The sequence below is a fragment of the Candidatus Poribacteria bacterium genome (assembly GCA_009839745.1).
Classification (GTDB): Bacteria; Poribacteria; WGA-4E; order WGA-4E; family WGA-3G; genus WGA-3G.
The window spans coordinates 1-12,300 of sequence record VXPE01000037.1 but is presented as its reverse complement, the minus strand read 5'-3'; the positions used below and the strand labels follow the sequence as shown (position 1 = coordinate 12,300).

13 protein-coding genes are annotated in these 12,300 nt (G+C 49.2%); 10 read left to right on the top strand and 3 right to left on the bottom strand.

Annotated elements, in window-relative coordinates:
* Positions 1 to 162: 162 nt before the first annotated feature.
* On the bottom strand, positions 163 to 1,218 hold the full coding sequence (locus tag F4X88_05920; GenBank protein ID MYA55813.1) for a Gfo/Idh/MocA family oxidoreductase: 1,056 nt from the start codon (positions 1,216 to 1,218) through the stop codon (positions 163 to 165).
* 108 nt (positions 1,219 to 1,326) lie between these two features.
* Positions 1,327 to 1,890, bottom strand: coding sequence for a cytochrome c (locus tag F4X88_05915; protein ID MYA55812.1), 564 nt, complete (start codon positions 1,888 to 1,890; stop codon positions 1,327 to 1,329).
* 255 nt (positions 1,891 to 2,145) lie between these two features.
* On the opposite strand from F4X88_05915, the gene F4X88_05910 reads away from it, so the two are divergent.
* The 4 genes from F4X88_05910 (at position 2,146) to F4X88_05895 (ending at position 6,915) form a co-directional block, all read left to right on the top strand.
* Positions 2,146 to 3,816, top strand: a complete 1,671-nt coding sequence (locus F4X88_05910) for a long-chain fatty acid--CoA ligase (protein ID MYA55811.1) — start codon at positions 2,146 to 2,148, stop codon at positions 3,814 to 3,816.
* Positions 3,817 to 4,033: 217 nt separating this feature from the next.
* Positions 4,034 to 5,071, top strand: a complete 1,038-nt coding sequence (locus F4X88_05905) for an alcohol dehydrogenase catalytic domain-containing protein (protein MYA55810.1) — start codon at positions 4,034 to 4,036, stop codon at positions 5,069 to 5,071.
* Between the two features lie 45 nt (positions 5,072 to 5,116).
* Complete coding sequence (locus F4X88_05900) at positions 5,117 to 5,845, top strand: hypothetical protein (GenBank protein MYA55809.1); 729 nt, start codon at positions 5,117 to 5,119, stop codon at positions 5,843 to 5,845.
* Between the two features lie 65 nt (positions 5,846 to 5,910).
* Entirely contained in the window at positions 5,911 to 6,915 is a 1,005-nt protein-coding gene (locus F4X88_05895) for an NADP-dependent oxidoreductase (protein MYA55808.1), read from the top strand.
* An 85-nt stretch (positions 6,916 to 7,000) separates the two neighbouring features.
* Here the strand turns inward: F4X88_05895 and F4X88_05890 are convergent, their stop codons facing one another.
* On the bottom strand, positions 7,001 to 7,945 hold the full coding sequence (locus tag F4X88_05890) for a D-2-hydroxyacid dehydrogenase (GenBank protein ID MYA55807.1): 945 nt from the start codon (positions 7,943 to 7,945) through the stop codon (positions 7,001 to 7,003).
* A gap of 125 nt (positions 7,946 to 8,070) precedes the next feature.
* Here F4X88_05890 and F4X88_05885 point away from each other — a divergent pair, with 125 nt between their 5' ends.
* The 6 genes from F4X88_05885 (at position 8,071) to F4X88_05860 (ending at position 12,021) form a co-directional block, all read left to right on the top strand.
* Positions 8,071 to 8,610: a hypothetical protein gene (locus F4X88_05885; protein ID MYA55806.1), complete on the top strand. Its 540-nt coding sequence runs from the start codon at positions 8,071 to 8,073 to the stop codon at positions 8,608 to 8,610.
* Between the two features lie 196 nt (positions 8,611 to 8,806).
* Positions 8,807 to 9,433: a hypothetical protein gene (locus F4X88_05880; GenBank protein MYA55805.1), complete on the top strand. Its 627-nt coding sequence runs from the start codon at positions 8,807 to 8,809 to the stop codon at positions 9,431 to 9,433.
* Positions 9,434 to 9,571: 138 nt separating this feature from the next.
* Positions 9,572 to 9,811 (top strand): hypothetical protein, encoded by a 240-nt coding sequence (locus F4X88_05875; protein ID MYA55804.1) that lies wholly within the window; start codon positions 9,572 to 9,574, stop codon positions 9,809 to 9,811.
* 181 nt (positions 9,812 to 9,992) lie between these two features.
* The gene (locus F4X88_05870; GenBank protein MYA55803.1) at positions 9,993 to 10,961 is read left to right on the top strand and encodes a DUF5050 domain-containing protein; all 969 of its coding nucleotides are present in this window, start codon (positions 9,993 to 9,995) and stop codon (positions 10,959 to 10,961) included.
* 94 nt (positions 10,962 to 11,055) lie between these two features.
* Complete coding sequence (locus tag F4X88_05865; protein MYA55802.1) at positions 11,056 to 11,295, top strand: hypothetical protein; 240 nt, start codon at positions 11,056 to 11,058, stop codon at positions 11,293 to 11,295.
* Between the two features lie 48 nt (positions 11,296 to 11,343).
* On the top strand, positions 11,344 to 12,021 hold the full coding sequence (locus F4X88_05860) for a hypothetical protein (GenBank protein MYA55801.1): 678 nt from the start codon (positions 11,344 to 11,346) through the stop codon (positions 12,019 to 12,021).
* The last annotated feature ends 279 nt before the right edge of the window (positions 12,022 to 12,300 follow it).

The following is a 12,300-nucleotide window of genomic DNA, read 5'->3' as shown; positions in this document are numbered from 1 at the left end:
CCCACTGCCTTTCGACAAGGCAGCTTGAATATCATAATATTGTCCAAACTTTAGTATCTTTAACGCCTATAACCAAAGTGCGTAGCTTGCAACATCGGCGCAAGCGGATATACGCAATAGCAGTCTATCGCTCAATCCCCCTGACCGAACCGCAAGGTAAAATTAAAAATGGACTTCGCGTCCTGTTTCGGCACTTGTAAGTAAACCTTCCATCATCTGCTGGACAATCAGTCCGTGCCGGAGCGGTGCCTGACACTTTACGTCGTCTAAGATGCATTCAATGAAGTGGTCAGCGATCGCGTCCCAGGATGTGTTGTATTGACCCGGCGGCAAATTGACGCTTATATCCTCAGAAGTGCCGGATTCATCCGTGCGATAGAGTTTCAAGGGACTCATCGTCGCCCCGGCTTCTGTGCCGAAGAGTTCTATCTGGAATTCATCGGGTTGGTGTGATGCCCAGAAGCTTTCTACCTGTAAGCCAAGCCCATTTTCAAAGGTGATAAAACCCCCTGCGTAGTCATCTGACTCGTATTGTTCGTAGGTCTCTTTTGGAGGGCGGCTACGATTCCAGTATCCACGACCCCGCGGTCCAAATTTCGCGCCAGCGGCACCGAGCACTGCGATCGGTTTCGGCAATCCGAGGATCCACCACGCTGAATCGAGAACGTGGACACCCATATCACGGAACGCACCGCCTCCCTTTTTGATGAAACCGAGATTCCATGCCGGGATACCATTGCGGCGAACACTACGCGCACGGGCGTAATAGAGTTCACCGAAATAGTCGTCGCGTGCGAGATTGCCCAGGTGTTGACAGGCATCTCCGAAGCGCGTTGAGAGCGACATCATATTGACAACCCCCGCTGCTTCCGCTTCCGTGACGAGTTTTTGTGCCGCTTCCTCAGAATCGGCGAGAGGTTTCGTTACCATGACGTGTTTACCGTTTCGCACGGCTTCCAATGCGATCGGCACATGCCACTGATTCGGTGTGCCAACAAACACTGCGTCGATGTCGCTATCTTTGCACATCTCTTTGTAATCTGTGTAGAATTTAACCGCGTCCGGTAGATCTTCGGCGAAGGCTTTCATCCGATCTTCAAGCAAATCGCAGAGCGCCACAACAGTGCCCCTCGGATTTTTAGCGAGGGCTGTCCCGTTGGGTTTGCCTATGCCCATCCCGACGACTGCAATTCGGACTGATTTGTTTTCTGATGCCATTTTTTAAACTATTGCTCCTGGTCTGCTCTCCACTACGTTCCGAGCAGGGTTCTGGTCTGGGTAGGCACAAGACCTATCCCTACGGTTTAATGATAACTGATAACCATTTCAATACGGCCTACCTCGTGAATTCAAGGGTGGACTCACTTCGTTTTTGACGGGTTGAATCGTCCGTAGATACGCCCAGATCGCTTTCAGGTCTTCATCGTTCATTTGCGCGTAATGCTTCGTCGGCATCGGAGGAAAGATCTTCCGGTTGCCTGCCACGCCTTGATGGAGTCCCGTCCGCATCGCTTGGATGAACATTTCCTCTGTCCATTCGCCTATCCCAGTTTCATTATCCGGGGTCAAATTTGAAGCGAAACTCGTTCCAAATGGACCTGAGAATGCTGTCATTTGCGTTGATGTAAGAATGAAGATGCCTTGTTGCATCATGCTGAAATTGTAGCGTGGATACGGCGCGTTCGCTGGATGCCCAGCGAGATACATGTCCATGTTGTATTCAGCCCCGGCGCGGGGGGTATGACAATGGGCGCATGCACCCACTGTATCCACGAGATATTTTCCGCGCTGGACCCTATCGCTCTGGCTTTGAACAGAATTGATGTTCAGCGCGATGATGCTGCCGACAACGAGCAACGTCGCACAAAAGATGAAGAGGTTTCGGTGCATTCAATAAGTTCTCCTTTGAATTTCAGGTTCCGTGCAAGTCTCACTCCAATTTAGCAAATTCCGCAAATACATGCAATAGAAATATAAAAAAGGCGCGGTTGAAAACCACACCTGTGCTTTACAGTCAAAATTGCGTCATGCCCGAATTTTTTTTACCACAAACGCTGCTTTTGTGCTAAAATCATGACAAAACTTGGACAATTGTTCGTTAGAAATTCGGATAATACCTTTATTTATGTGAGGGTCTGGGAAAACATGCAGGGTATGATGATGAAGTATCCATTGACACTCGCTCAGATTTTGGAACATGCGCACCATATACACGGCAATAAGCGGGTTACGACACTGCTGCCCGATCAGACATTCCATTGTTACACCTATACTGCGTTATATGAGCGTGTAAAGCGGTTAGCAAATGCTATCATGCAACTCGGAGTTATACAACCGGGCGACAGGGTTGGGACGTATGCTTCCAATACCTATCAACATCTGGAACTCTACTATGCGATTCCGTGCATCGGTGCTGTGCTGCATCCCCTCAATGTGCGTCTCACCGCCGTTCAATTGGCACGAATCGTGCAGGAGGCAGGAGACAAGATTATTTTTGTAGATGATGTGTATGCCGAGCAATTTGAGGCACTAAGGGAGAAAATTGGATCTGAACGGGTTGTTCACTTTAATCCGAGTGCCATGCCTCCCGATGTTGCTTATGAGCATCTGCTCTCTGAAGCCGAGCCAGCCTATTCATGGGATATCCCTGACGAAAACTGGGCAATGGGGCTTTGCTACACCAGTGGAACGCAAGGAGAACCGAGAGGCGTTCTCTACACCCATCGCTCCATGTTTCTCCACACGCTTGCCGTGAATCAAGCCGATGTCTTCGGATTAACAGAGGCGGATGTCGTGATGCCCCTTGTCCCGATGTTCCATGCGATGGCGTGGGGACTGCCCTACGCGGCTATGTTCGCTGGGGCGGATATAGTACTTCCGGGTGCTAAGCCGCTGTGCCTCGCGGACCTTATTGCCGAGACGGGTGTCACCGTTGCCGCGGGGGTCCCGACAATCTGGGCAAAGGTGTATCCCGAATTGTCGAAAAGGCGGCAGGACATTTCCACCTTGCGACGATTGATCGTAGGCGGTGAAGCGATGCCTCCGACACTCATTGAAGCCTACGAAAAGAATCTCGGTGTTGAGGTGTGCCACGCCTGGGGAATGACAGAGATGTCACCGACGGGAACCTTCTCGAAATTGCGGGGGGCACATCAAAATTTGTCGGATGCTGAAAAATGGCGAATTAAAGCGAAACAAGGACGACCGATACCGGGTGTTGAACTCCGCCTCGCCGCTGAAATATCTAACGGTTTCACGAAACTCCCTTGGAATGGCGAGGTCGTCGGGGAACTACAAGTCCGGAGTCCATGGACGGCGAGTCGTTACTACAATATTCAGCCGACTGCAGAGCATTTCACGCCTGACGGGTGGTTACGCACCGGAGACGTTGCCACTATTGATGTAGAGGGTTACATGCAGATTGTGGACCGCGCCAAGGCACTCATCCGAAGTGGCGGAGAGTCTATTTCAAGTGTTGCCTTAGAAACCTCACTTCTAAAGCATCCATCCGTTCATGAAGCGGCAGTTATCGGGGTGCCGGATGAGAAGTGGGGTGAACGTCCACTCGCCGTTGTCGTCCTCACACCGGTAGGTGCGGTTTCTAATCAGGGTTCCCACCCGTTACTGGGAAGGCACACCGATATGGATATCGCAGACACCCTCAGACAACATCTCATCCCAGAATTTCCGAAATTCTGGATTCCTGATCGGTTTATCGTTGTTGATGAAATCCCGAAAACGAGCGTCGGAAAATTTGATAAGCGTGCGATTTTAGGAATGTTTGTATCCACTGGTAACTCGGATTTACCACGATGATGGGTAGTCAGAGGTTCTGAACCTCGGCCCCGATAGCATTTTAATTGATGGGCATCTCGACTGCGTATCCCTGTATCCACTGCCTACGGGAGATAGAGGGGAGTGCAGTTTTTGGGATTCTAAAAACCTGTAGCCCGTAACGAAGTGGAGGGCGATCCTTGAGCGAAAAGCTGAAAAGCATAAGCCTCGTCGTTTCTCCGCAAGGAAAAATTAAAAAATGAAAATGAAAGCTGCTATCTACACAGGCATTGAAGGAATTGAGATACGTGAAGTTGAACGGGACGAACCCCCTCCAGGCTTTGTCCTCGTTGATACAAAACAGACCGGTATCTGCGGAAGTGACCTGCACAGTTATTACGGGAATTGGGGGCAATCGCACGAATACGCCGCAGGGCATGAGACATGTGGTGTCGTCGTGGCACTCGGCGAGGGGGTAACGAAATTTGACCTTGGCGACAAGGTCGCCGTGGAATGTTTTTCGCACTGCGGCGTCTGCAAGTATTGTGAAACCGGACAGTATAATCTCTGCGTCAATAGGACCGGGGTCTCACCGGGTATGCACGGCGGGTTTGCTGAATACACCTCGGTGCACCAGTCTGGATTGTTTAAATTACCGAAAGACATGACGTTTGAGCAGGGCGCACTTGTTGAACCGCTCGCCGTCTCACATCGTGCTATCGCGCGGACAGGTACCAATTTCAGAGATACAGTCGCGATTATCGGTGGCGGGACTATCGGACAATTCGCTTTAGCGGATGCAGTCGCCGCGGGTGTGAAAGAGACGTTGATTACCGTCAAGTACGAGCAGCAAGCAGAACTGGCAAAAGCCCTCGGCGCAGATCATGTCGTAAACGTCGGCGACACCGACGTTCGTGAATACGTCAAGGATGCCACAAACGGCATCGGTTTTGACGCAGTGGTTGAAACCGTAGGCGGTGGGGAAAACTTTGACACCGCTATGAATATCGTTCGGAAACAGGGGGCTGTTGTCCTCGTCGCAGGATACTATAAACCGCTTGAAGTGGATCTTTCCAAGATCGTCTGGTCAGAAGCATTCGTTACAGGGTCTAACTGCTACGGTTATAGTGGGATGGAGACCGACTTTGAGGCAGCGATTGAGTTGATTGACTCTGGCAAGGTCGATGCGACAAAATTGGTGACACACTCCTATCCACTTGACGAGATCGTCGAAGCGTTCCGAGTGTCTGCCGATAAGACCTCCGGCGCCGTTAAAGTGCATGTCTGTCAGCAATGAGGAAAAATAGCGATTCGCCGTACCGAACCGCAAGGAAAAATTAAAATGTTGAATGCCCAAGAACGGGAACAGTTTTGGCGGCAGGGCTACCTCGGTCCTTACAAACTTTGTAGTTCTGAAGAGATGCTCAGCATGCACTCAAAGATCGAGAAAGTCCTTGAAACCGCACCGCCAGATCACAACCAAGTGGAGCATAACCGGCATCTTGACTCTGAATTAATTCACAATCTCGCCACGCATCCGACTATCATCAAACGGATGGCATCTCTCTATGGCCCCAATCTGCTGCTCTGGCGGACGAACTTTTTCATCAAGGAACCGGGTGCGAAAGAGATTCCGTGGCATCAGGACTTTAACTATTGGCCCCTTGAACCCCCTATTATTATTTCTGCGTGGATTGCTGTCGATTCCGCAACATTAGAAAATAGTTGTCTCCAGATCGTTCCCGGCTCACACCGAAAAGTAGTCCCGCACGTAAAAGCAACCTCAGATATGGCGTTCAATCAGATGGGTGACCTTGGATTCGTTGATACCAGCACTATTGTCAACCTTGAGATGCAACCCGGCGAATTTGTCCTCTTTAATGAGCGCACCTTGCATCACTCGGAGGCAAATCGTTCTGATAAACGACGTATCGGTTTAGCAGTGCGGGTCATCCTGCCGATTGTCAAAGTTTTCGATTGGGACGCGCCACAGCACGAGCTCATCGTCGTTCACGGTGAAGATCCCGTCCAATTTAATCATAGGAACTCCGATCCCGACGCATCACTGTAGATGCCTTCCAGCGCGCGGTCTGACTGACAGTTAACCCCTGAAAACGAATAAAGGAGAAATCTTAAATGAATCGTCAAATTACCCTCGCTTCTCGACCTGTAGGATACCCAAAGGAATCGGACTTTAACTTAGTTGAAGTGCCGATGCCAACGCCTGGAGATGGCGAGGTATTGGTAAAGACGCTCTACCTCTCAGTTGATCCGTATATGCGGGGACGGATTAATGCAGCGAAATCTTATGCCGCCAATGTGGAAATTGATGAGGTCATGGTGGGAAGTGTAATCGCTGAGGTTATTGAGACGGAGCACCCGAATTTCGAGGTGGGTGATATCGTCAACGCGGGTATCGGGTGGCAGGAATACGGTGTCGTTGGTGGTGATGGACTGCGGAAGATTGATCCAACAATCGCACCCATCTCAACAGGCGGCGGGATTCTCGGTATGCCCGGTCTAACAGCCTACTTCGGCTTACTTGAAGTTGGGAAACTTCAAGAACGGGAGACAGTCTTTGTCTCTGGTGCCGCTGGTGCCGTCGGCTCCGTCGTCGGACAGATCGCGAAAATCAAGGGTTGTCGGGTTGTCGGGTCCGCCGGAACCGATGAAAAAGTCGCTTACATTGTTGATGAACTCGGCTTTGATGATGCTTTTAATTATAAAGAGGTTACCGACTATCATGAGGAGCTCCAGAGACTTTTCCCGGATGGCATTGATGTCTATTTTGACAACGTCGGTGGCGTTATCACGGATGCCGTTTTCCTCAATTTAAGAATCAAAGGTCGTGTGGTGATCTGTGGACAGATTTCACAGTATAATTTGGAGAAGCCGGAGACAGGTCCCCGTTTTCTCTGGCACATGATCACCAAGCGCGCGAGAATCGAAGGTTTCCTCGTCTCTGAGTTCGCCGATCAGCATGCGGAAGCACTCGTTGAGATGTCGGCGTGGGTCCAACAGGGCAAATTGAAATACCATGAAACGATTGAGGAAGGTGGGATCGAAAGCGCGCCCGCAGCGTTCATTAGTATGCTAAAAGGCGGCAATATCGGGAAACAACTCGTCAAAATTTCCGACTGATTTTTAATTTATTGCTTCTGAGGATCCGATAAATTCGATAGGTAGGCGAGGTTTCCCAACCTCGCCTATCCCAACTTTTGCGTCTCTAATACCCCTTCTCCTTATCAATCACACTCAGGAGCGGTTTCCCAACGAGAAGTCGTTCCAGATTATCACAGAATAGTCCAACACTCCGGTCCAAGCGGATCGGTGAACCCCCGGCGACGTGTGGCGTGATAATCACGTTCGGCAGATCCCATAACGGGCTGTCGGCAGGCAGCGGCTCTTCAGGCGTGACGTCCAACCCCGCACCCCCGATACTCTCTGAAGTGAGTGCCCGAAGGAGTGCCGGTCCGTCTACAATCTTACCACGCGTGACGTTGATAAGCAGCGCATGCGATTTCATCTGTTCAAACGCCGCATCATCAAACATACCGTGCGTCTCCGGGGTCAGTGGTGCACAGATAGCGACGACATCTGATGCCGCAAGGAGATCATGGAACCGATCCATCTTCCAGACCTCATGCACAAACGAAGGGGCTTCAACCGCCTCTGGATCCACAGCGATGACGCGCATATCGAACCCTTGCGCCCGACGCGCAACGTCAATCCCCGTGCCACCGAGTCCGACAATCCCTAACGTCGCCTCGCTGAGTTCCCATGTTGCCAGACGGATTGACATCCGATTCTCCCACGTCCGCTCGCGAACCGAACGTCCGATGCCTCTCAGAAGACCGAGAAGTAACGCCCACGTCTGATCTGCCAGATGTGGACCGACAAACCCTTTCGCACTCGTGAGGAGAACATCGCTTTCCACAAACTCCGGAAATAGCAAGCCGTCAACGCCAGCCGAAAGCACTTGGACCCATTTCAGCTGTTTCGCATTCTCAAAAAGCGAACGGTTGAAACCACCGAGCACAATATCGGTATCTACGATTTCACGCAGTGCCTCTTCTGAATTCTCTGGACACACAAGCGAAAGGTCGTCAGATACCGATGCGATCTGCTGCTGTTGTTCCGATGTAATATCGGTGTTAATCAAGATTTTCATTTGACATTTCTCCTGTATCGTGATATTCTATATACGAAATAACGAGATTCCTGCAGAGTTAACAGCAAGTTTTAACTCGCAAGCTACACCAAAAAACACATTTCTCAAAAAAGGAGAATCCTGTCGTGATTGCTTCATCTTTTATAGGTATACGTAAAAGATACGTCCGTTCCGTTTCTATTCCCATTTTTGCTATTGGTCTTTTTCTCATTGCGATCTTCGTCGCCAGTTGCGGCGATGAAGGCGATACCACCGAAGACACCCCCGGTATGACGGAGGTCCTCCAACCTGTTTCAACACCGCCCCCGACGGCTCAAACGCCACAGCCTGGGGTTGTTGAACAACCCGTCGTTGAAGAGCCGGTTGTTCCAGATGTGCCGAAAACTTCCTTCAAGGACGATATTCAGCCGATACTCGCTGAACGCTGTGCCGTTCCAGGATGCCACGCTGCAGCCGGTGCAGCAAGAGGGCTTGATCTCACCCAATACGATACCTTCAAAAAGGGCGGAAACACGGGTCCCGGATTTGTCGCCGGCGACGGTAAAGGCAGCCTTGTCGTCAAACGCATTGATGGCGGTGGGATGCCTCCCATACCCCCACCTTTAGACGGAGACCAGGTCCAACTTTTCATCGATTGGATCGATGAAGGTGGCGAGAATAACTAATATTACGGTAGCATAGCATTTCTGTCCCCTTCTGTCAAGCCTAAAGTCTTATCAACCTCACGTTACATATTTGGAAGGTGCATGGTGCATGTGCCTTCTTTCGCGTTTGATGTTCTGTTCCTTATCTTGTTAGGGAATTACCCAGTTAAATACTGAAACTTCATTTTCTACAGTAAACGCTATAGAGGAAAACATCATGAAACGCTTATGTTATGTGCTTAGCGCATTCCTTATCCTTACTCCCTTCTCCACCGTCCTCGCAAAAGCCCCAGAAACTGCGAAAATCGTATTTAGATCCATGCGGGATGGCAACTTTGAGATTTATAGCATGAACCCGGATGGCTCTGATCAGATAAACTTAACCCAGCACCGTGCCAAGGATGCCGCGCCTGTCTGGTCACCGACAGGTGAACAGATTCTTTTCACCTCGGATCGAGATGGGATAGAGGATCTCTACCTGATGGACCCAGATGGAGCGAATGTGCGTCAGGTATTCAAAAAATTAATAGGCAGAGAGTTTCCAACGTGGTCGCCTGATGGCAAAGCACTTGCTTATCACCGGTTTCACACATTCTCTATCTACACCGCCTCAATTGACGGAGAAAATGAGGAAAAACTTACGGATGGCTTATGGCCCGCGTGGTCTCCCGATGGTTCTGAGATCGCTTTTATGGCAGGCGAGTTTTTTTGGGCTGACAACGGCAATATCAGATTTCCGGATGTCAGAATCGAGATTATCAATCTACAAACGCATGTACAAGAGAGGCTTCTTCCGAGGAGTATTTGGATGTATAGACCGACTTGGTCACCCGATAGTGCCTAGATAGCCTTTACTTGGAACGGTAGGCAAGCGAACGGTTTTTTAGAAGCTAACAGGAGACTGCATACTATAGATATCTATGTTGTGAACCGAGATGGTAGCGGACTCAGGAAGATTATTGAGTCTGGAGAAAACATTGGAGTGTCTAACCCTACCTGGTCTCCGCGCGGGAATGAACTTATTTACAACATTTACAATCATCAGGGGCGTGGCTCCAGACAACTCTTCAAAGCCGATTTGGACGGCGGTGTCCCAGAACAGCTCACACGCCGGGGAGATAACTTCAGTGCCGATTGGTTCGATCCGGCGTTTGCTTTGCCGGTCTCGCCTCAGCCGTCCCTTTTGACGACTACGTGGGGGAAACTCAAAACACAGGACTAATGTCACGCAAAAATATTTTCTCTTTGCAAACTCTTGCATTTTCAAATGCTCTGAATTTGTAGGAATCTTGCTTCGGTGCTTCTAATGCAGCGAGTCGATAAATATTTAGTAGACGAGGGAGCAAATTATGGCTGCAACTTTGTAAGTTAAGTGGTCACAAAAATTGGATTGAGGTGGTCTTATGTTTAAAGCAATGTTCGTGATAAGTGTACTTCTGCTCATGATGAGTTTTTGGGCGTATACCGCTGAAGATGTTCCCTATATCTCTTTTGCTTCAAATCGATCAGGGAACTTTGATATCTATACTATTGATATCAATGGTGAAAATCTTCGTAACATCACTGACAGTCGAAAAAATGAAGCGGGTGCGACATGGTCCCCTGATGGGCACTTTTTCGCCTATCATGCTGAACTGAATGGGAACACTGATATTTATGTGATGGATATCGAAACGAAGAAAAGCCGTCGGTTGACGGAAGACCCTGGGAATGACGCTATGGCTGCGTGGTCGCCGGATGGAAAATGGATTGCGTTTTGCTCAGATCGTTCAGGGTCGTATGAAATTTACAAGATGGATGTCCGGGGTAAGCATCTACAGCGACTCACGAGACTTCCGGGACGCAATACATCTCCGGCGTGGTCGCCTGATGGTCAATGGATTGCCTTTAATTCCTTTTTTCATAATAAGGAGGGTTTCCGAGAAAATTTCCTGTATGTAATGCGTGCCGATGGAAAAGATCTCAGGCAACTCATAAAAGTAGCCGCAGCGGGAGCGTCGTGGTCTCCCGATGGAAGACAAATTCTTTTTTCAACAACACGAGACGATGCGGATGGGGAAGATACTTTTGACCTCTTTGTCACAGACCTTGATGGTCAAGACCGTCGTCAGTTGACCGACGCACCGAAGTGGGAATTGGATCCTGTGTGGTCTCCAGACAGTCAGTGGATTACGTTTGACGCACGAGAACCTCGGCAGAATGCGACGAGTGCTATCTATGTTATGAACGCAGCGGGTGGTGAGCTGCGTCAATTGACAGATGAACTGTCTCTGAATTGGGGACCCGCTTGGGTACCTGTGCGCCGTGCTTTTCCTGTTCAACCAAGTGCCGTGTTGCTGACGACCTTGTGGGGACGACTGAAACAGGATTAATATGCTCCTATAAAAAATCTGAGGGAGATGCCCCGATTTGAACCTCTTGAGAATGCTGTGGCAGAGGTTTTGTTGAAGGATTAGACACCTGCTGATGGAGGAGAGACCTATCGTGAAAAACTTGTTTATACTATGGACACTGGTTCTTGGGTTATTCTGTCAACGCGTTTACCTTGTTTATGCCCAAGCCCCGAAGACCGCCAAGATTGCTTTTTCATCAAACCGTAATGGGCATTCGGACATCTATGTGATGAATCCTGATGGAAGGAACCCTGTCAGACTAACCGACCACCCTGGAGGCGAACTTAGACCCGTTTGGTCACCTACAGGTTAACATATTCTGTTTATATCGGACCGGGATGGAGAATGGGATCTGTACGTTATGAAGGCAGATGGAACAAACGTGCAAAAGGTCTTTGGAGATATAGCATCAAGAAGCAGTCCATCTTGGGGGCCTAATGGAAAAAGAATCGCTTACTCTCAAAATGAAACTGTTTATATCGCTACCCGAGATGGTAAGAATGTTGAGGTGATTACAAAAGGGATATACCCTCATTGGTCGCCTAACGGAAAATGGATAGCCTTTATTTTAGAGCCGCCAGGTGAAGGCGGAAAATTCGGAATTGGGGTTTTTGACATCCGGACACGCACACGAAAAATGGTTTTAGAAAATCCCCGACGCCCCTTTATAAAAGCCGTCAGATGGTCATCGGATAACTCAAAACTCGCTTTCTCTTGGTTCAACCCTGAGATGTTTCACTTACAGACTATCTACACAATGAACAGCGATGGAAGTGAACTTCAACGGGGCACAAAACCGGCTCGATCCTTTTGGGCTGACAAGCCCATTTGGTCGCCCCGCGGAGACGAACTCGTTTATGAACATAGTGGTAATGGGAAATCCCATATTTTCAAAACCCGCTTGAGAAGTCGTAACGCAAAACAACTCACAAAAGAAGGACGCAATTATCTCGGCGATTGGTTTGATCCGACAACCTTGTCAGTTCATCCCCAAGCAAACCTGCTAACAACGCTCTGGGGTGAACTAAAGCAAAAATAATACGCTTTTATGGACATCTTACTTGTAAATTTATCCGTCCTTCCAACCCAACCTTCTGACAAAATTTTACATACCCACTCTTAGCCAAATTCCTTTTTTATGGAATGCCGCCGGAAGATCTTCAGAAAAATCACACTTTATGCAACCTTCCCACAATTCAGCCGCGTTACTATAGTATAAATCCTTAATAATTTGTGTCGGATAGCGGCTATTCCGTTTCCGTCACTAAAGTTTGGACAATATTATGATATTCAAGCTGCCTTGTCGAAAGGCAGCGTG